We start from the raw sequence: 19,402 nt of genomic DNA on the forward strand, positions 1-19,402 counted from the left end.
CGATGGGATGCGTCAGACACATCCACTCCGCCCGGAGGTCCTCCCATGTTCAACCCGACACGCCGTCAACAACCTGATTAGTCACTACACCTAGCGCACGAAAGGCCCCCGCGTACGCCGACAACGTCCCGGCGACGAGGGCGCCTGGTGAGTACACGCGGGGAGCTTTCGTACTCTTCTAGCGCACGAAAGGCCCCCGCGTGCGCCGACAACGTCCCGGCAACGAGGGCGCCGGGTGAGTGCACGCGGGGAGCTTTCGTACTCTTCTAGCGCACGAAAGGGCCCCGCGTGCACCGACAGCGTCAGGCGATGACGGCTTCTTGTTCGAGAGGCTGGTCGAGGGGCTGGGTGTCCTCGACGGCGATCGCGGGCTCCAGGGCACCGAGACCGGTCCCCCACTCCTGGTCGGCCAGGGCGAACGCCGCCACGGTCAGCGCGGCCACCGGCGCGCCGACCGGCATGTTCTCCCGGTGCAGGTCCAGGTCGAGCCGGCCGCCGATCGGGGACGGGCTGAGCCGCAACGTCGCGTGCGCGGGCTCGTCCTGGTGCGCCAGGCGGCACGCCCAGCCGGTGAAGACCAGCCGCCGCTCGTCGACCTCGGTGGGCTGCACCGCGCGGACGTTGGCACCGACCGCGCCGGAGCGCAGGCCGTCCGCCGCCGCCAGCACGAGCTCCTCGAACTGCATCGACGAGACGCCGAGGTCCCAGCCGGCCACCAGGGCCACCTGGACCAGGGCGAGCGGCAGCGACGGGACGGCGTCCTCGAAGCACACCATCGCGCCGCCGTAGCGGGTGTTGATCTCGGTCGGCAGGAAGCCGTCCTCGGTCGCGATGCCGTCGAGCGTGAACGTGCCGCGGTAGTCGACCGTGGAACGCAGGTGCTCGCCGACGCGCCGCGCGAGGTTGCGCATCTGGTCGCGGATCCACACGGGCGGGTCGTAGAACGACGCGCAGCCCGCGTACAGGAACTTGGCCTGGCCCTGGCGGCGCGGCACGACCATCTCGATCGGGCGCAGCACCGCGGTGCCGTCGGGGAACACGATGCCGTGCACGCTCACCGGGATGCCTTCCAGGAACGGCATCACGCGCACCTGCTCGCACTTGGGCGCGAGCACGTCGAAGGCCTCCTTGGCCTCCTCGTAGGACCGCACCCGGCGCACGAAGTTCGCGCCGCCGTTGATCGCGGGCCCGTCACCGGACCACACGACGCCGGCGCCGCGGTCCAGGATCTCCGAGGCGCCCCAGAGGCGTTCGAAGTCGAGGTCGAACACCAGCGCGGGCGCACGCGGGGCGGAGAGCTCGTCCCAGAGCGCGTCGATGGTGGTCTTGTTCTCCAGCTCGACCCACTCGCGGCGGCGCGCGTTGAGGACCGGACGCCCCTGGAAGGTGTCGATCTCGTTGTAAGGCGTGCTGATGACGACGGCCTCCGCCGCCGGGTCGAAGTCGCCCAGGATCCCGCGCACCTCGGCGCTCGGCTTGGTCAGCAGCTTGCCGAGACGGCGCTGCTCGACCGCGACGAAGCCGCCCTTGATGCCCAGCGACACCCAACGGGCGATCTCGGAATCATGAAGCGGGGCATGATCATCGGTATCCAGCACGAGCGTATGGCGGGCACCGAGCGCATGGAGCTCATGCGCGCGTTTCGCCAGACGCGTACCACCGGCCAGCACGACCAACCGGTCACCGAACAATCCGCCCAAGCGCTCGTTGAGCGCTGCGAAGACATGATCCATCGCCGAAAACCCGCTTTGAGAAGAAGCAGAAGGATGCGACCGGCGATCGCCGGGTGACGCGTAGCGTAGAGCCACCCGGTATGCGTGTCGAAGCACGGTCCGGCAACGGCCGGATGAATGTTGCGGCGGGCCCGTCAGCGCAGGCCCTGCCACAGGTGGATCGGTGTTCGATCTTCCGCTCTACAGCGAGCGCGCCGCGTCCCGGAGGACCTGGTCAACGCGGTTGAGGAAGCTGCGCCGGGGGTTGATCGCGGGCAGCGGCGTGGTGAGCTCGGCGGGACCGGGCGCGGGTGCGGCTCCCACGATGTCGGCCACGTTGCGCAGGAACTCCTGCCGCTTGCACTCCTGCACGGCCACGTCGTGCAGGAGTCCGGCGATGCTTGTGTGCACAGCGCGATGGGGGTAACTCACACGTGTGTTATCGGCCCAACCTTGGTGGACCTTTAGGGTCATCTCGTGCGAGTTCTGGTGACCGGTGCCACTGGGTACGTGGGTCGATTTGTGGTGCGTGAGCTGCGGGTTCACGGACATGAACCAGTGGTGTCCCGTCAACGTGTATTGGAGCCGTTCCACGTTCCGGACGCCGACGCCGTCATCCACCTGGCTGGTCTTGCTCGGGTGCGGGAGTCGTTCCGAGATCCGCTGGGCTACTGGGAGACCAACGTCGGCGGGACGCTGAACCTGCTGAAGGCGTTGCGCGGCCAGCGGTTCCTCCTCGCGTCGACGGCCGGGGTGTACCGCCCGTCGGACGCGCCGCTGACCGAGGAGTCGGTCCGGGAGCCCTCCTCCCCCTACGCCGCGTCGAAGGCGGCCGCCGAGGACCTCGTGGCGTGGACGGCGCGGTCGGGCCGGATCGGGGCGGCCACGCTGCGTTTGTTCAACGTCGCTGGAGGGGGTGACACCGACACCACTCGGGTGATCACGCGGGCGGTCGCCACGGCGGCCGGGCGGGGACCGGGCATGGAGGTCTACGGCGACGGGTCCGCGGTGCGCGAGTTCGTCCACGTGCGGGACGTCGCCACGGCCTTCGTGACGGCGCTGGAGACGTGCGAGGCCGGCTCGTCCACCGTCTACAACGTCGGCGGCACGTCCGCGTCGGTGCGGGAGGTGCTGGACACCGTCGAGGCGGTCACCGGGCGGTCCGTGGACGTGACCTGGCGGCCCGCGAACCCGGACGAGGTGAAGGCGCAGCGGGCCGACGTCTCCCGGCTGCGGTCGCTGGGCTGGACGCCGGCGCACTCCTCGCTGGAGGAGATCGTCAGCGACCAGTGGGCCGCGGTGGACCGCTGACCCGCTTCGGCACCGGGACGCGGTCGAGGTCCTTCGCCACGACGATCTCGCCGTCGAACTCCGCGGCCGCCTCGGCGTGGAACTCGGCCGGGTCGTCGTAGCGCTGGGAGAAGTGGGTCAGCACCAGCGTGCGGACCCCGGACTCCTGGGCGACGCGGGCGGCCTGCTGGGCGGTGAGGTGGCCGTGGTCGCCAGCGAGCCTGGTGTCGCGGGCGAGGTAGGTCGACTCGATCACCAGCAGGTCGGCCCGGTCGGCGAGCTCGTAGACGTTGTCGCAGAGCCGGGTGTCCATGACGAACGCGAACCGCTGGCCGGGCCGCGGCTCGCTGACGTCGGCGAGGCGCACCCCGTCGAACACGCCGTCGCGCTGCAGCTCGCGCACCTGCGGGCCGCGGATGCCGTGCTCCTCCAGCTTCTCCGGCAGCATCCGGTGCCCATCTGGCTCGACCAGCCGGTAGCCGAACGAGTCGATGCCGTGGTCGAGCCGGTACGCCTCCAGCCGGCCGAACTTCCCCTCCGCCACGAGCCCGTCGGCGTCGACCGGCTGCTCCTGGACGTCCGCGGCGTCGTAGAAGACGCTCGCGTGCCGGAGGCGTTCGAAGAAGTGGGCGCCCGACCGCGGGAAGTGCGCGTGGACGGTGTGCGGCACGCGGTCGAGGCTGAGCCGCTGCACGATGCCGGGCACGCCCAGGCAGTGGTCGCCGTGGAAGTGGGTGATGCAGATCCGGGTGATGTCGCTCGCAGCCGCACCCGAGCGCAGCAGCTGGCGCTGAGAGCCGTCGCCGGGGTCGAACAGCAGGCCTTCGCCGTCCCACCGCAGCAGGTAGCCGTTGTGGTTGCGCTGGCGCGTGGGGACCTGGCTGGCCGTTCCCAGGACGATCAGTTCCCGGACTGTCACCCCCGAACGTTAACGTCTGTCCCATGCAGAGCGTCGAAGTGGCAGCGTCGTGGCCGGCCGAGAACGTGGCCGTGGCCGTCGTGTCCGGCGGGACCGTGGTGGGGTCGCTGGGCGACCAGCAGCGCGTGTTCCCGCTCGCGTCGGTCACGAAGCTGCTGACGGCGTACGCGGTGCTCGTGGCCGTCGAGGAGGGCGCGGTCGAGTGGGACCAGCCCGCGGGGCCGCCGGGGGCCACCGTGCGGCACCTGATCGCGCACACGGCCGGGTACGCGTTCGACAAGCCGGAGGTCCAGGCAGAGCCGGGGAAGCGGCGGATCTACTCGAACGCGGGCTTCGACGTGCTGGCCGCGTTCGTCGGCGACGCCTGCGAGATCCCGTTCCCGCAGTACCTGCACGAGGCCGTCTTCGCACCGCTGGGCATGACCTCCTCCGCGCTGGTCGGCAGCGCCGGCGCGGGCGCCGAGTCCAGCGCGGCCGACCTGGCGCTGTTCGCCGCGGAGCTGCTGGCGCCGAAGCTGGTCTCGGCCGAGCTGGTGCGCGAGGCGACCTCGGTGGTCTTCCCCGGACTGAACGGCGTGCTGCCCGGCTACGGCATGCAGAAGCCGAACGACTGGGGCCTCGGCTTCGAGATCCGCGACGGCAAGTCGCCGCACTGGACCGGCCTGACCCACTCGCCGCGCACGTTCGGCCACTTCGGCCAGTCCGGCACGTTCCTGTGGGTCGACCCGGACCTCTCGGCGGCCTGCGTCGCCCTGACCGACCTGCGCTTCGGCCCGTGGGCGGTCGAGGCGTGGACGCCGTTCTCCGACGGGGTGCGCGCGGAGCTCAGTCGGCGAGCCTGAGGGCGAGCTGCTTGAGCACGTCCTGGACGTCGGCCTCCTCGCAGTCGTTCTCGTAGGCCTGCGCGACCCCGTGGAACGCGTAGAGCAGCCCCGCGGTGAACCACCCGAACTGCGACAGCACCTGGTCCATCGCCTGCTTGAGGGCCTGGGCGCCGGCCTCGTTGAGCTCGCCGTCGACCTTGACCTCGTAGCTGAACACGCCTTCCTGCAACGACTTGAGGGCCGTGCGCAGGTAGTCGCTCGACTCGCCCGCCTCGGCGTCGTAGGTGAGCGTCAGGACGCCGAGCGCCCGCTGCATGATCTCGCGCTGATCCACGCCGTGAACTCTGCCGCAGGCACCACCTCCGGCGCATCCACGAATGCACGCTCCGCACCACGGGACCGCACGGACCCACCTCGGGGGTGGGACTGCGTCGGCGCGCCAGCGCCACGCAGTCCGGGGGTCCGGGGGCGAAGCCGCCCGGCTGGGGTGTGGGGGCTCGGCCCCCACAAAAAAACCGAGAGAGCCCCTGTTTGCGCTTTCCGCAAACAGGGGCTCCCGCGATCGAGTGCGCTCGGCAGGATTCGAACCTGCAACCTTCTGATCCGTAGTCAGATGCTCTATCCGTTGAGCTACGAGCGCGTATCTTCAATTATAACCGATCCCCTAGAGGCTCGGCCTTGCGGAGGCTCCGGGATTTGAACCCGGGATGGGGGGTTACCCCAAACCGCATTAGCAGTGCGGCGCCATAGACCAGACTAGGCGAAGCCTCCCGGGACCATCCTCGGCCACGGGACATAGGTTACACAGGTCTTCAACCGAGTTGCAAAACGCCCCCCTCCTTGCCTGAAACCTGCTGGTCAGAGCATGTTCACCAGACCGGAGAGGGGCGTAAAACCGCTGGTCGCGCGGAACGGAGTGACCTAGATCATTCCGAGGCGAGTTCCAGGAAGGGTTGGAGGGACTCGGGATTGCGCAGGGCGTCGCGGCTGACGGCCTGGTCCGGGTCGGCGCCGGCGAGGATCTTCTTGACCGGCACCTCGCACTTCTTGCCGTTGAGGGTGCGCGGGATCTCGGTGACGGCGACGAAGCGGTTCGGGACGTGGCGTGGGGACAGCGAGGAGCGCAGTTCTTTGCGCAACAACGGTTCCACGTCCGCCAGGGTGACGCCGTCGAGGACGACGAAGCAGAGCAGTTCGCCCTCGGTGACGCCGGAGGTGTCGATCACCAGGGAGTCGACGACGCCCTCGACGGACTCGACGACGCGGTAGAACTCGGAGGTGCCCATGCGGACGCCGCCGCGGTTCAGGGTCGAGTCGGAACGGCCGTAGATCACGGCGGAGCCGCGCGGGGTGATGCGGATCCAGTCGCCGTGGCGCCAGATGCCGGGGTAGGTGTCGAAGTAGGCGTCGCGCAGGCGGGTGCCGTCCTCGTCGCCCCAGAAGAAGACCGGCATGGACGGCATGGGCCTGGTGATCACGAGTTCGCCGACCTCGTCCACCAGCGCGGTGCCGTTCTCGTCGAAGGCCTGGACGGCGGCTCCGAGGGCCCGGCAGGACAGTTCGCCGAGCCACACCGGGCGGTCGGGCGAGGCGGCGACGAAGGCCGTGCAGAGGTCGGTGCCACCGGAGACGGAGGCGATCTGGACGTCCTTGCCCACGGCGGAGGCGATCCAGCGGAAGCCCTCCGGGGTCAGCGGGGCGCCGGTGGAGCCGACGACGCGCAGGGCCGTCAGGTCGTAGTGCGCGGCGGGTTCCAGGCCTTCCTTCAGGCACGACTGGACGTACGGCGCGGAGGTGCCGAAGTAGGTGACCCGGTGCTGTTCGGCCAGGTGCCACAGCGTGGACAGCGACGGGTGGGCCGGGCTGCCGTCGAACAGGACGATCGTGGTGCCGACCAGCAGGCCGGACACCAGGTAGTTCCACATCATCCAGCCGGTGGTGGTGAACCAGAAGAACCGGTCGCCGGGGCCGAGGTCGCTGTGCAGGGCCAGCATCTTCAGGTGTTCCAGCACGATGCCGCCATGGCCGTGCACGATGCCCTTGGGCAGGCCGGTGGTGCCCGACGAGTAGAGCACCCAGAGCGGGTGGTCGAACGGCACCGGCGTGAACTCCAGGGCGGCGCCCTCGTTGGCGGCCAGCAGGTCCGCGTACGACAGGGTGTCCGGCAGGGTGGCGCCGTTGTCCAGGTAGTCGATCAGCACGGTCGCGCGCAGCGACGGGATCTGCGAGCGGATCTCCTCGACGACCGGGCGGCAGTCGAACGACCGTCCGTTGTAGACGTAGCCGGAGACGGCGACGAACACCACCGGCGAGATCTGGGTGAAGCGGTCGGCGACGGCGCGGGAGCCGAAGTCCGGGGAGCAGGACGACCACGTGGCACCGAGCGAGGCGGCGGCCAGGAAGGCCACCAGTGCCTCGGGGGCGTTGGGGACGAGTGCGACCACCCGGTCGCCCGCACAGACGCCCACGGAGGCCAGTGCGGCGCGGAAGGCGGCCACCCTGGACCGCAGCTCGCCGTACGTCAGCGAGTGCGTCAGGCCGTCCTCGCGGTGGAAGATCACGGCGAGGTCGTCGTCACCGCCGCGGCGCAGCGCGTGCTCGGCGTAGTTCAGGGTGGCGCCGGGGAACCAGGACGCGCCCGGCATCTCCGCGGCGGCCAGCACGCGCTCGGCCGGCGAGTGGAACGACACGTCGAAGTACGCGGCTATGGCGCCCCAGAACCCCTCGAGGTCGGAGACGGACCACTCCCACAGCGACTCGTAGTCGGGGAAGTCGTGGCCGCGGTCGCTCAACCACGACCTGAAGGCGGTCATCCCGGTGGCCCTCGTGGGGTCCGGGCGCCACAGCAGTTCGACGTCGGTGTCGGTCATGCCCCAATGTCTAGCTGGTGGAACGCGCCTCGTCCATGTGGTGTTCGCGGACAAGGACGCGGCCGGCGGTGTGGGGCTCAGCCGGCCAGCAGCTCGTCCACGGCCGAGGTCAGGCGGGCCTGGTCGGCGGGGGCCAGCACGAGCCAGCCGTCGTGCTTGCGCAGCAGGTAGCGGCCCTCGCGGGTGTCCAGCCAGGACACCGAGCGGCCGGTCGGGCGGGGCACGCCGTCGCGGTTGCGGGCGGTGAGGCCGAGCTCGCCGCCGCCGATGCGGGAGGTGACGATGCGCATCAGCGTGTGGGCCTCCGGTTCGCGGATGCCCGCGTCGCGCAGGACGTCCAGGAACGCCTGCACGCCTTCGCGTTCACCGGCCTCGCCCGCGCGCAGGTAGTCGTCCCAGCGCACGTTGACCGAACGGCCGCTGCCCGGTGCGAGGCCGGGCAACGACGAGACGGTGGCCGAGGCCAGCGCGTTGGGGCGGAACTCGCGCAGGTGGACCTGGTCGCCCACCCGCGCGGCGAACGACCCGCTCCAGCCGGCGCACGCGAGTCCGCGCGCCAGCTCGGTTCCCTTGAAGTACGCGATCTCGAGCGCCCGGTCGAACTCACCGAGGCCGCTGACCAGCGTCCGCAGGTAGTCGTCCGGGCGGTCGATGGTGCCGAGCCCCCTGGCGTAGAGCGTCTGGGAGCTCTGCTCGGCGAGCCGCCGCCGGGCCGCTCGGGTGGCCCCGACGTGGGGCGTTCCGAGCGGCACGACGCGGTCCTCGCCGTGCACGGCCTGCCACAGCAGGAAGAACTCCTGCGTGCTGACCGTGAAGCGTCTTTCGTTCACTGACCGATCACCGGCGGGGCCGCCTTGCGGTCCAGGCCGAAGACGTTGTCGTCCTCTTCCAGGTAGCTCGCGCTCTTGTGCTCGCGCTCGTCGTTCTGGCCACCGGCCCCCGGTGCGCCGGCCGCCATCGGCGCGGCACCCATGGCGAGCGGGTTCTGGAACGCCCTCGTCTGGTTGCCGGTCGCCGCGGACGACGCCGCTGCCGCGGCACCCGCACCGGAACGGCCGTCACCGACCACGCCGGCTCCGCCACCGGACGACATGCCGCCGCCGGTGCCGGTACCGGCACCGGTCTGGTTGCCCTGGTTCGCGGCGGGCACGCGGCCGAAGCCCATGCCACCGGTGAAGCCACCGCCACCGCCACCACCGCGGCCGCCGCCTCCGAAGCCACCGCCGCCACCACCGCGTGACGGGGTGGTGTTGCCCCGGTTCGGCGCGGGCGTCGGCGCGACCGCTCCGGCACCGCCGGCGCCGGCGGTCGTGGCGTCCGGGGTCGAGGGCGTGCGGGTGCCGGTCGTGGAGTCGGCGAGCACCGGGTTGACCGGGTTCACGGGAGGCGTGAACTGCGACGGCACGATCTGGTCGACCGCAGCCGAGTTGCGCTGGAACGCCGCCATCACGTCCGCGGCACGCCGGTGCGACGCGTCGTTGGCCGCGAGGGCGTCGACCGCGCTGGTGCCGACGGTGCCGAAGCCCGCGAACGACCCCTGCTGGGCGAGGAGCCGGTTCTGCTCAGGCGTGTACATGCTCTGGTCGGCGACCGCGTGGAACTCCTGCGGCTCGCGCAGCCGCGAGACCAGCGCCGGACGCGGCTCCACGACCGCGTCCGTCGGGACCGGGGGCTCCGGTGCCTTCGGCGGTGGCGGCATCGCGGCCCGCGCGGCCTCGACGTTGCTGGTCTCGGTGGTGATCGCCGACGACACCTTCTGCGCGTAGCTCGCGGTGTCGTGCACCCAGTTGGTGACCTCGGTCAGGCCGTCGCGGGCCAGCCGCGCCGACTCGCCCTCCCAGCCGACCGTGGAGTCCTCGACGGCCTTGAGGAGGTTCTCGCGGACGCCCGCGATCTCCTCGCCGATCTTGTTCCAGCTGGTGGCGGCGGCGTTCGCGCTCTCCAGGTTCACGCCGGTGTGCACCATGTTGTAGAGCTGCTCGTGGGTGTAGGTCATCCAGTCGACCGGCTCGTGGATGTCCTCGCGGTCCCACTTGTCCTTGCCGTCGTGGCCGTGACCGCCGTTGCCGCCATGACCGTTCCCGCCGCCATGGCCGCCGTTGCCGCCGCCGTGCCCTCTCTGGCTCACCACGAACCCCCGTGCTTCTTCATCTGCCGCTCGGCCTCTTCGTCGGCCCGCTGGGTCTCGTCGCGGTTCTTCTTCAGCGCGTTGCTGATGTCGCCGAGCACGTCGTAGAGGTCCAGCAGCGCCTTGACCGCACCGGAGTCCTCACCGACGGCGATGTCGCGGAACCGCGCGCTGATCGCGTGGGCGACCGGGTTGTCGCCGAACTGCAGCGGCGTCGCCAGCTGGTTCTTGGCCCGTTCCCACAGCGCCATCACCTGGTCGCGCGCGTCGTCGACGGCCTTGATCAACGCCTCTGCCGCGCCGGCGTCGAGCTGCAGCCGCCCGCTGTCCGCGGCGTGGTCCAGCTTCGCCGCCGCGTAGCTCGCCGCGGCCTTGTCCACCAGCATCTCCGTCTGGAGTGCCGGTTTCGCCGCCGCGAGCTGGTCCGCGGTGATCGGTGTGGTCGTCGCCGTGCTCACAGCGGGCGTCTCCGCGCCCGTCTGCGTGCCTGTCCCGGTGCCTTCAGCCATCCTCACAACCCCCTGCACTGCTTGGTCGTCACCGCAGCACTGGGTGTTACGCAGCGCTACACCCAGTCAGCCGTCCGAAGCACTCCTTAGATGTACCCGGACGACGGTTCGGTTCCAATCCGCCGTAAAGACTCTTACCTCATATGTGCGTCGAACCAGTTCAACGCGCGAGCCCGCGCTTCGTCACTCGATGCCCCGAAACGGACCACGTCAGACGCGGATTCCGAGCTCGCTACGGCATCCCGCAGCTTGTCGACCTCCTCGGACTCGCCTTCGCGGTAGATTCCGAGCCACGGGCACGAGAGGTCGCCCGCCACGTCGACGAGCGCGGGCAGACCGTCCGAGAGCGGTTCGAGGACGCCGGGCGCCTGCACGGTGACGGCCGCCCCGATCGTGCGGCTCGCGGCCACCACCATCGCGACGGTGCCGCCGACGTCGAAGCCGAGCACGCCCATCCGGTCGGCGCTCACGCCCTGCTGGCCCAGCCAGACGAACGCGACGTCGGTGTCCTCCAGCAGCCGGTCACCGGAGAGCTTGCTGACCTGGTCCCTGATGTCGTCGCCGTGCACGCGGTCGGCCTCGTACAGGTGCGGTGCGACGGTGAGCCAGCCCTCCGCGGCGAGACCGCTGACGAGCGACTTCACCCGCGTCGTGATGCCGCGGGCCTCGTGCAGCACCACCAGACCGCCCCGGACGGCACCGTCGGGTTCGGCGATCGTCACCCGCAGCTCACGGCCGTCGGTCAGGGCAAGCGTCTCGACACGGGTAGTGGTCATGAACCCACCCTCGCACGACGGGGTGAACTCCAGTCAACGTGACCAATCGGACGGAGCAATGCGAGGATCGGGAGCATGACCGTGCGAACCCGCGCTGACCTGGCGTCCCTGCCCTCCTACGTGCCCGGCAGGACCATCCCCGGCGCCATCAAGCTCGCGAGCAACGAGGTGTCCGCCGGCCCGCTGCCCAGCGTGGTCAAGGCCGTCGCCGAGGCCGCCACCGGCATCAACCGGTACCCGGACTCCGGCTGCGTCGAGCTCACCGGCCGCCTCTCCGACAAGCTCGGCGTCCCTGCCGACCACCTGGCGATCGGCTGCGGCTCGGTGACCCTGTGCCAGCAGCTCATCCAGGCCACCTGCACCCCGTCCGACGAGGTGCTGTTCGCGTGGCGGTCGTTCGAGGCGTACCCGATCGTCACCCACGTCGCGGGCGCGCGGCAGGTCCGGGTCCCGCTGACCGCCGGGCACGTCCACGACCTGGACGCGATGGCGGCGGCGATCACCCCGGCCACCCGGATGGTGTTCGTCTGCAACCCGAACAACCCGACCGGCACGGCGCTGCGCACCGAGGAGATCGAGGCGTTCATCGACCGCGTGCCCTCCGACGTGCTCGTGGTGATCGACGAGGCCTACAAGGAGTTCGTCGACGACGCGCACATCCCCGACGGCGTCGAGCTGGCCAAGCAGCAGTGGGCGCAGGGCCGCGACAACGTGGCGGTGCTGCGGACGTTCTCCAAGGCCTACGGTCTCGCCGGTCTGCGCGTCGGCTACGCGGTGGCGCCGCCGGCCGTCGCCGAGGTGCTGCGCAAGGTGTACGTGCCGTTCTCGGTGAACTCGCTGGCCCAGGTGGCGGCGATGGCGTCGCTCGACGCCGAGGACGAGCTGATGATCCGCTGCCGGGCGATCGTGGCGGAGCGGACGCGGGTGCGCGGCGAGCTGCTGGCGATGGGCTACGACGTGCCGGAGTCGCAGGCGAACTTCGTGTGGCTGCCGCTCGGCGAGCGCACGGCCGCGTTCAACGAGCACTGCCTGGCGCACAAGGTCGTCGTGCGCGCGTTCGTCGGCGAGGGCGCTCGGGTGACGATCGGTGAGCCGGACGAGAACGACGCGTTCCTGGCCGCGGCACGCGCGTTCGTGGCGTGAGCTGCCTGAACTGACCGGGCCACGGGCTCCTGCCGTCCGGCGCGGGCCCGTGGCTACTTCGTGAGCAGCTGCACGATGGCCGCCACGCCGACCACGACGATCACGCCGCGCAGCACCGTCGGCGACAGCTTGCGGCCCACCTTCGCGCCGATCTGACCGCCGACCACGGAGCCGATGGCGAGCAGCAGCACGGCTTCCCAGGCGACGTCGGCGATGAAGATGAACAGGACGCCGGCGATCAGGTTCACGAACGCGGTCAGCACGTTCTTCAGCGCGTTCATCCGTTGCAGGTGCTCGTTGAGCAGCACGCCCATCATGCCCATGACCAGCACGCCCTGCGCCGCGCCGAAGTAGCCGCCGTAGATGCCGGCCGCGAAGACACCGAGCCACAGCAGGACGCCGCCGTCCCCGTTGCCGCGCCGGTCGGCGAGCTTGCGGTTGAGCCACGGCTGGACGACCACGAGCACCAGCGCGATGACGATCAGCACCGGCACGATGGCGGCGAAGGCCTTGTCGGGGAGCGTCACCAGCAGGATCGCGCCGACCACGCCACCGAGGATCGACGCCGGGAGCAGGCGGGCGATGCGGGACCTCTGCCCCTTGAGCTCCTCGCGGTAGCCCCAGGCACCGGACAGCGAGCCGGGGACGAGGCCGAGCGAGTTGGAGACGTTGGCGACCACCGGCGGGTACCCGACGGCGAGCAGCACGGGGAACGTCACGAGCGTGCCGCTGCCGACGACGGTGTTGATGCCGCCTGCGAACACACCCGCGATGACCACCACGACTGCTTCCCAGACCGTCATGCCACCCCCAGGATCAGAAACGTTTAGCGACGCTAACACTCCGTCCCGGACGACGCGTTGTGGCTCTCACGACAACGGGGCGGTGCTCCGAAGAGCACCGCCCCGTTGTTCCGCGTCAGAACGCCCGGCTCAGCCCAGGGCGGGCTTGCGCCGCAGCGCCGCACCGGCGAGCACGAGCAGCGCACCGAACAGCACGAGGCCGAGCACGCTCACGCCCGTGTCGGCGAGCGCGGCGGTGTTGCGGGCGGGCAGCGCGGTGGCGTTCCCACCCGTCGCCGCACCGGGACCGGCGCCGGCTCCCGTGCCGTCACCACCGGGGGTGGTGGCGAGGTCGGGGTCGGCGACCTCCTGCCCCGGCTCGACCCACAGCCACGCCGGGTACTCCTCGCCCTTGACGTTGGCGAACGGCGGACTCTCCGACCAGTCGTTGAGCAGGCGCCACGGGCCGACCACGACCGGCGTGTACGGACCGACGGGCAGGTCGGGGAACACCCAGCCGCCCTCGGTGTCGGTGGTGGCGCGGGCGACCGGCTGGTTCGTCCACGGGTCGAGCAGGACGACCTTCACGTTCGCCACCGGCTTCTGGTCCGGGTACTGGCCGGTGACCACGACACCGCGGAAGGTGTTCGTCTCGCCGACGACCTTCACCGAGGCACCCACGAACGGGTTGCCCTGGGCCTGCTCGGGACCGAACGAGCAGCTGGTGGCGACCTGGCCGTGGTTCTCGGCCCCGGCCGGCATCGGCGTGCTGACGTGCACCTGCTGCGTTGCTCCCGGCGCGAGCGCGACGCCCGCCGCGCCCTCGGCCAGCGCACCCCAGTCCGCGGTGGCGTTGCCCAGGTACGGGCTCGAACCGCCGTAGCACCAGGCCTTCACCTGGAGCGCCTGCGTGCCCTCGTTCCTGAGCGACACGGTGAGGCCGACGCGCTCGCCGCGCTGGAAGGACGGCTGATCGAACGTGATCGACGCCTTCAGCGCGTCGGACAGCGGGCGGACCATCCTGATCTGCGCGGTGCCCTCGTCACCGGGGTTCACGACGAAGTCCGGGTCGCCGTCGGCGACGACCCAGTCGGTCTCGTTGTTGAACCGGTTGCTCGCGTTGTACCGGCCGGCTGCCAGACCGGTGAACCGGACCCGGCCGTCGGCGCCGGTGGTGCCCTGCACGTTGCGGTACGGCTTGCCGCCACCGACGTTGACGTTGCTGCCCGCGAGCTCCTCGCCCGCGTCGAGCTGCCCGTTGAGGTCCCGGTCGCCGTAGACGGTGACGGTCGCGGACCCGGTGGCCCAGGTGACGGCGGCCGAGGCCTCCGCCTCGTTGTTCGCCGGGTTCTTGTCGCAGCACCAGCCGTTGGCGACGCGCACCTTGAACGCGATCCGGTCGGCCGGGCCGTTCTGGCCGTAGTCTTTGATGGTGCCGGTGAGCGTGATCTGCCTGCTCTCACCCGGCCACAGGCTGAAGCGCTCGTTCAGGAACTTCGGCAGCGCGATGTGGTCGAAGCTCGGCTCGCCCTGGGCCCAGTCGTGCAGCAGCCAGCCGGGCACGGGGCTCGTTCCGGTGCCGGCGTTCTCGACCTTGATCGTCATCTGCACGGGGTCGCTGAAGTCGTAGGTCGCCTTGTCGAAGGTGACCGAGACCTTGAGGTCCTGGGCGTCGACCGACGGGTCGGCGACCTGCGGGCCGGGAACGACGGTGAGGTCGACGACCACGTTCTCGCCGCCGACCACGGTGACCGGCTTGCTCGTGCCGCCGTCGGCGAACGACCACGGGCCGACGACCCGGATCGCGACCGGGCCCTGCCGCAGGTTCGGGAGGGTGTAGGAGCCACCGGTCAGGGTGGTGCCCAGCACGCGGCCGTTCGCCGGGTCGACGGCGACGAGCTTGACCGAGTCGTTGCCCGGCCGGTTCAGCCAGCCGCTGACCGACCCGAACGCGCCCACGACCTCGGCGCCGAAGGTGAGACCGGGGTCGCCGGCGACCGGTCCGCCGGACGGGACGTCGACGTTGCGACCGTCCACGCTGAACGCGCAGGCGAAGTAGACCTTGCCGGCCTGGAAGGCGGCGTCCGGCACCACGTCGGTGACGGTGACGGTCCTGCTCTGCCCGGCCGGGATCGAGATGCCCTGGCCGTCGGGCGAGACCTCGGCCCAGCCGGGGCCGGTGCCGTCCAGCACGGTCGGGTCGTTCTCCGGGTCGCAGACCCAGACGAGGTGCTCGATCGGCGCGGTGCCCGAGTTCGTCAGCGTGACCGAGACGGCCAGCTGCTCGCCCTTCGCGTACTTCGGCTTGTCGAAGCGGTAGCCGGTGAGCCGCAGCGACCGCGACAGCGGCGGCGCGGTGACGAGTGCGGTCTCCGTGGTCTGACCGGACTTCACGACGATGGTCTGGCCGGCCTTGAGCTGCTGGCCGCTGATGTCGTTGCTGCTCAGCCTCGCCTGGTAGGTGCCTGCGGGCAGGCCGGAGATCCAGAAGCGGCCGTTCTGGTCCGTGGAGAAGGTCGGGAACGGCAGGGACGTCGCGCCGGTCAGCTTCAGCTGCTTGTGCGCCAGGCCCTCGCCCGCGTCCGCGACACCGTTGCCGTTCTTGTCCTCGTAGACGACGCCGGTCGCCGTGCCGCCGTTCACCGCGATCCTCGCGGTGTCGGTCGCGTAGTTGTCGTTCGGCGTCGGGTCGGTCGTGCCCTCGGCGTAGGTCCGCATCCCGAGGCGGACCCGGGTGCTGTTGTACTGCGCCGTGGCCCCGAGCTTGATGGTCTTCGTCTCCCCCGGCGCCAGGTTCGGGCGGGAGACCAGCTCGTCCACGCCGGTGGTCAGCCACATCTCGCCGGGCTCGCTCGCGAACCGGACCTGGTTGGCGGGCGCGGTGCCGGAGTTGCGCACCGTCACCGTGATGGCGAGCGGCTTGCCCAGCTCGTACTCGTCGCGGTCGAAGTCCACGGTGAGCTTGAGGTCCGGCGTGGCCGCGGCCTGTTCGGCCTTCTGCTCGGCCTGCGGCTGCACCGCGGGCGGCTGCGCGTCACTCGACGGCGGCGTGGCCGTCTCGGACGGTGCCTCCACTAGCTCCGGCTTCTCGGTCGGCTCCGGCTTCTCGGTCGGCTCCGGCTTCGCGGTCGGCTCCGACGGCGGGGTCTCGCTCGGCGTCGACGACGGCGTGGTCGTCTCGGCAGGTGGTGGCGGTGTGGTCGTCTCCGACTGGGTCGGAGCGGTGCTCGTCGGCTCGTCCTGCGCGGACGCGGTGGCGGCCGAACCGCCGAACGCGAGCACGGCTGCGGTGGTCAGCGCCGTGAACCTGAGCAGGGCACGGCTGACCGATCTTTCGGACAATGGATCCCCCAAGACCCCATGTGATGAGTGGTCCGCCGGCGTCAGAGCCCCCGCACGCGCCCGCAGGACGACGGGAAAGTACCCCAACGTCCGGTGTGGTGGGAAGTGTTCGCCACGACACGGCCCGCCATGCGCACCCGGAGCCGTGCGCCGCTCGGTAAAACCGCTTCGCTTCACGGCGCGGACGTGGTTGGGTGGGGTCACTCCACGAGCTCTACGAGACAAGGTCGATGCCATGGGCAGCCCCGGACACACCGGGCCGCTCCGCAGTGCCCGGTGACATTCGCTCATCTTCCGTGCGATCACCAGGAGCATCACCTTGACGTGGTACACCACCTTCTTCACCGATCTCGCCAACACCTTCTGGCGCGGTGCCGTTCCCCCTTCCGCCACCACCGCGGAGATCGACTTCGTGACCCGGTTCGCCCCGGCCGGCGCACGGGTGCTGGACGCGCCGTGCGGCAGCGGGCGGCACAGCGTCGAGCTGGCCGGCCGCGGCTACCGGGTCACCGGGCTCGACATCTCCGCGGAGGCCATCGCGCACGCCCGTTCGTCGTCCACGGCCGTGGACTGGCGGCTGGGCGACGTGCGGGACCTGGCAGCAGAGGGCGTGGTCGCCGACCTCGCCCTCTGCATGGGCAACAGCCTCGGGTACCTGGAGCACGACGAGAACGCGCGGTTCCTGGCCGACCTGGGCCGGGTGGCGCCCGTGCTCGTGGTCGACTACAGCTGCGCGGCCGAGTCGTTGCTGCCGTCGCTGCCGGGCGAGATCCGGCTCGCGGCGGACGGCGTCGAGATGGTCGCCGTCAACACCTACGACGTGGCCTCCGGCCGGTTGCTGATCGACTTCACCTTCACCTCGGGTGAGCGGACGCAGCGCTCGACCGCGGTCCAGCACGTCTACACCGCGGCCGAGCTGACCCGGATGCTGCACGCGGCCGGGTTCTCGTCGGTCGAGCTGTGCGGCGACGTCGACGGCAGCGCGTTCCGCCTCGGCGACCACCGCCTGCTGGCGGTGGCCCGCCGCTGAACCGGAGCGGGGCGGTGCTCAGTCCTCGTACGCGGGGTCGGGCACCGCCCTGCACCACGCGTCCTCGAACTCGCGTTCGGGAATCTCCATCGGCACGTACTGCGGGTCGTGCAGGTCGATCGGCGGGTTGATCGGCCAGCCCTCCATCGTGGAGCTGAGCAGCGTGCCGTCCGCCTTCACCTCGACCTGCCGCAGCTGCCGGCCGTCCTCGCCGATCTCCAGCAGGTAGGCGGTGCCCTGGTCGAACGTGCGCAGGTACACCCGCTCTCGCCCGGCCAGCACGCCGAACCCCGGCTGGTCGCGCTGCCGCAGGCGGTCGTCCCGCATGCGGCGCAGCACCGGGTCGCCGTCCACGTCCCTGAGCTCGAACTCCTCGAGCCCCCACTCCTCCGCCTGCCGCACCGCGTCGGGGTTCGTGATCACCTCGACCTCGGCGAGCGTGCGCACGATCTGGTCGGCCGAGTCCGCCCAGATCCACCACGACAGGCCACCCATGCCGTAGTCGTGCAGGACGAGGAAGCGCTTCTGCAAAGCTCAGCCCAGGTTGTTGGTGTCGAACGTGTTGCAGCGGGCCGGGTCGCCGGTCTGCAGGCCGGTCGTGAACCACTTCTTGCGCTGCTCGGAGCTGCCGTGGCTGAACTTGGTCGTGTCGACCTGCCCGCCGCCGAGCTCGCGCTGGATGAAGTCGTCACCGATGCGACCGGCCGCGTCGAGCGCGGCGTCGATGTCCTCCTGGGTGATGTTCGTGATGAGCGGCTGGCCGTTGGCGGTCGGCGTCTTGGTGGCGGCGTTGCCCCACGCGCCCGCGTAGCAGTCGGCCTGCAGCTCCAGGCGCACCGAGTCGGAGGTCGGGCCGGTGCGGGTGCTCACCCGGTCCGAGGTGCCGAGCTGGTTCTGCACGTGGTGGCCGTACTCGTGGGCGAGGATGTAGGCCTCGACGAACGGACCGCCCTTCGCGCCGAAGGTCGTGCGCATCTCGTTGAAGAAGTCCAGGTCGATGTACACCTGGGAGTCCGCGGGGCAGTAGAACGGGCCGACCGCGGAGGTCGCGTTGCCGCAGCGGGTGTTCACGCTGCTGCGGAAGAAGTTGGTCCTGGTGACCTGGTAGGTGCGGCCGGAGCGGGAGAACTGGTCGGTCCAGAAGGCCTGGATCGAGTTGATCGTGGCCAGGACCCGGCAGTCGCTGTCGCGGTTCGCGTCGGCGCCGGTCTTGCACTTCTCCGCCAGCTGACCCGACTCCACCTGCGTGCCGGGGTTCACGTTGCCGCCCTCCAGACCGCTCGTGGGCAGCTGGATGCCGGTGAACTGCTGGATCAGGAAGAAGACGATCAGGCCGACCACCCCGAGGCCACCGCCGACGCCGGCGACGCGGCCGCCCACCCCCCGCTGGTCGGAAACCTGCGAAGCGTCGAGTTCCGCACCTTCGTTGAACTGCACCGCGCGCCTCCTGACAAGGACCCCGTGACGCGGCAAACGATAGAGCACCGGGCGTGCTCGGGGGATTTACGCGCCCAGGAGCTGAACGTGCCTCGGTGCGGCGCCCGACGTCGGGGCACCGCACCGAGGACTTCCCATGTGGTTGCAGCGACTACGGCCTACGGCGGTTGGCGTGGCGCCCGACCGGTGACGCCATGAGACGAAACCGAAGTCGAGCTCAACAGCGTCGAGATGCGCCGAGCGACACCTGAATGGTGCCTGGGCACCCGAAACCCCGTTCGGAGTTGCTACACGGTCGCGATCGGTCCGGTTACGGCCGGACCGCTCGCGGGGATGCAACAGACCGCGTTTCGCCACAGCGAGGAGATACCTGCACAGCACCACCTACCCCTTCTGGGCGTGGCCTCCGGTTCAGATCTTCACGTACCGGCTGCCAGCTCATATTCGACTATGCGCTTGATCGCCGCATTTCTCAACACCTCACGACGAACCTGAATTGGTGAAGTCGGACGGGTGACCTGCGGAGATCGACACTGCGGAACGCAATCGGCCGCAGCCGGAAAAGGATCAGGAAATGATCAGGACTGATTTCTGGGCGGCCCGCGAAAAGGCCCTCCCGGCGGCGTGATCGCCACCGGGA

The 19,402-nt window shown here is 70.5% G+C and carries 18 protein-coding genes and 2 tRNA genes; 5 read left to right on the forward strand and 15 right to left on the reverse strand.

The features are described 5' to 3' along the window. Nucleotides 1-302 precede the first annotated feature (302 nt). Nucleotides 303-1,544 (reverse strand): hypothetical protein, encoded by a 1,242-nt coding sequence (locus tag ACZ7CH_RS00005; RefSeq protein ID WP_360396925.1) that lies wholly within the window; start codon nt 1,542-1,544, stop codon nt 303-305. 33 nt (nt 1,545-1,577) lie between these two features. On the opposite strand from ACZ7CH_RS00005, the gene ACZ7CH_RS00010 reads away from it, so the two are divergent. Beyond that, nucleotides 1,578-1,790: a hypothetical protein gene (locus tag ACZ7CH_RS00010; protein ID WP_360396926.1), complete on the forward strand. Its 213-nt coding sequence runs from the start codon at nt 1,578-1,580 to the stop codon at nt 1,788-1,790. A gap of 123 nt (nt 1,791-1,913) precedes the next feature. Here the strand turns inward: ACZ7CH_RS00010 and ACZ7CH_RS00015 are convergent, their stop codons facing one another. Then, nucleotides 1,914-2,123, reverse strand: a complete 210-nt coding sequence (locus ACZ7CH_RS00015; RefSeq protein ID WP_360396927.1) for a hypothetical protein — start codon at nt 2,121-2,123, stop codon at nt 1,914-1,916. A 78-nt stretch (nt 2,124-2,201) separates the two neighbouring features. Here ACZ7CH_RS00015 and ACZ7CH_RS00020 point away from each other — a divergent pair, with 78 nt between their 5' ends. Further along, nucleotides 2,202-3,023, forward strand: coding sequence for an NAD-dependent epimerase/dehydratase family protein (locus tag ACZ7CH_RS00020; RefSeq protein WP_470373176.1), 822 nt, complete (start codon nt 2,202-2,204; stop codon nt 3,021-3,023). On the opposite strand, the gene ACZ7CH_RS00025 is transcribed toward ACZ7CH_RS00020, so the two are convergent. Next, nucleotides 2,992-3,921, reverse strand: a complete 930-nt coding sequence (locus ACZ7CH_RS00025; protein WP_360396928.1) for a ribonuclease Z — start codon at nt 3,919-3,921, stop codon at nt 2,992-2,994. The two genes, ACZ7CH_RS00020 and ACZ7CH_RS00025, sit on opposite strands and share 32 nt — an antisense overlap. Before the next feature lie 23 nt (nt 3,922-3,944). Here ACZ7CH_RS00025 and ACZ7CH_RS00030 point away from each other — a divergent pair, with 23 nt between their 5' ends. Next, the gene (locus ACZ7CH_RS00030; RefSeq protein ID WP_360396929.1) at nt 3,945-4,763 is read left to right on the forward strand and encodes a serine hydrolase domain-containing protein; all 819 of its coding nucleotides are present in this window, start codon (nt 3,945-3,947) and stop codon (nt 4,761-4,763) included. Here ACZ7CH_RS00030 and ACZ7CH_RS00035 read toward each other — a convergent pair. The 8 genes from ACZ7CH_RS00035 to ACZ7CH_RS00070 form a co-directional block, all read right to left on the reverse strand. Next, nucleotides 4,747-5,079 carry a hypothetical protein gene (locus ACZ7CH_RS00035; protein ID WP_065915332.1) on the reverse strand — a complete coding sequence of 111 codons (333 nt, stop codon included), beginning with the start codon at nt 5,077-5,079 and terminating at the stop codon, nt 4,747-4,749. The genes ACZ7CH_RS00030 and ACZ7CH_RS00035 overlap by 17 nt on opposite strands. 233 nt (nt 5,080-5,312) lie before the next feature. After that, nucleotides 5,313-5,385: transfer RNA gene (locus tag ACZ7CH_RS00040), tRNA-Arg, on the reverse strand. Nucleotides 5,386-5,426: 41 nt separating this feature from the next. Further along, nucleotides 5,427-5,516 (reverse strand) — tRNA-Ser (locus ACZ7CH_RS00045). A 155-nt stretch (nt 5,517-5,671) separates the two neighbouring features. Continuing rightward, nucleotides 5,672-7,615, reverse strand: a complete 1,944-nt coding sequence (locus ACZ7CH_RS00050) for an acetoacetate--CoA ligase (protein ID WP_360396930.1) — start codon at nt 7,613-7,615, stop codon at nt 5,672-5,674. Nucleotides 7,616-7,692: 77 nt separating this feature from the next. Continuing rightward, entirely contained in the window at nt 7,693-8,445 is a 753-nt protein-coding gene (locus tag ACZ7CH_RS00055) for an ESX secretion-associated protein EspG (RefSeq protein ID WP_360396931.1), read from the reverse strand. Next, nucleotides 8,442-9,746 (reverse strand): PPE domain-containing protein, encoded by a 1,305-nt coding sequence (locus ACZ7CH_RS00060; protein WP_470372856.1) that lies wholly within the window; start codon nt 9,744-9,746, stop codon nt 8,442-8,444. The genes ACZ7CH_RS00055 and ACZ7CH_RS00060 overlap by 4 nt, the downstream gene beginning before the upstream one ends. Next, a complete protein-coding gene (locus tag ACZ7CH_RS00065) occupies nt 9,740-10,252 on the reverse strand; it encodes a hypothetical protein (RefSeq protein WP_360396933.1) in 513 nt (170 codons plus the stop codon). Before ACZ7CH_RS00065 ends, ACZ7CH_RS00060 begins: the two co-directional genes overlap by 7 nt. A 134-nt stretch (nt 10,253-10,386) precedes the next feature. Further along, nucleotides 10,387-11,028: a dienelactone hydrolase family protein gene (locus tag ACZ7CH_RS00070; RefSeq protein ID WP_360396934.1), complete on the reverse strand. Its 642-nt coding sequence runs from the start codon at nt 11,026-11,028 to the stop codon at nt 10,387-10,389. Between the two features lie 75 nt (nt 11,029-11,103). Between ACZ7CH_RS00070 and hisC the strand changes: the two genes are divergently transcribed. Next, a complete protein-coding gene (hisC, locus tag ACZ7CH_RS00075; protein WP_458429738.1) occupies nt 11,104-12,171 on the forward strand; it encodes a histidinol-phosphate transaminase in 1,068 nt (355 codons plus the stop codon). A gap of 53 nt (nt 12,172-12,224) precedes the next feature. Here hisC and ACZ7CH_RS00080 read toward each other — a convergent pair whose 3' ends face one another. After that, nucleotides 12,225-12,974, reverse strand: coding sequence for a sulfite exporter TauE/SafE family protein (locus tag ACZ7CH_RS00080; protein WP_470372857.1), 750 nt, complete (start codon nt 12,972-12,974; stop codon nt 12,225-12,227). 129 nt (nt 12,975-13,103) lie between these two features. Further along, on the reverse strand, nt 13,104-16,295 hold the full coding sequence (locus ACZ7CH_RS00085; protein ID WP_470372858.1) for a hypothetical protein: 3,192 nt from the start codon (nt 16,293-16,295) through the stop codon (nt 13,104-13,106). A 319-nt stretch (nt 16,296-16,614) separates the two neighbouring features. Here ACZ7CH_RS00085 and ACZ7CH_RS00090 point away from each other — a divergent pair, with 319 nt between their 5' ends. Next, the gene (locus tag ACZ7CH_RS00090; RefSeq protein WP_360396938.1) at nt 16,615-17,325 is read left to right on the forward strand and encodes a class I SAM-dependent methyltransferase; all 711 of its coding nucleotides are present in this window, start codon (nt 16,615-16,617) and stop codon (nt 17,323-17,325) included. 18 nt (nt 17,326-17,343) lie between these two features. On the opposite strand, the gene ACZ7CH_RS00095 is transcribed toward ACZ7CH_RS00090, so the two are convergent. Continuing rightward, nucleotides 17,344-17,856: a hypothetical protein gene (locus ACZ7CH_RS00095; RefSeq protein WP_360396939.1), complete on the reverse strand. Its 513-nt coding sequence runs from the start codon at nt 17,854-17,856 to the stop codon at nt 17,344-17,346. Nucleotides 17,857-17,859: 3 nt separating this feature from the next. Beyond that, nucleotides 17,860-18,762, reverse strand: coding sequence for a KPN_02809 family neutral zinc metallopeptidase (gene ypfJ / locus ACZ7CH_RS00100; RefSeq protein ID WP_470372859.1), 903 nt, complete (start codon nt 18,760-18,762; stop codon nt 17,860-17,862). Between the last annotated feature and the right edge of the window lie 640 nt (nt 18,763-19,402).

The organism is Lentzea sp. NPDC037011 (assembly GCF_055607425.1).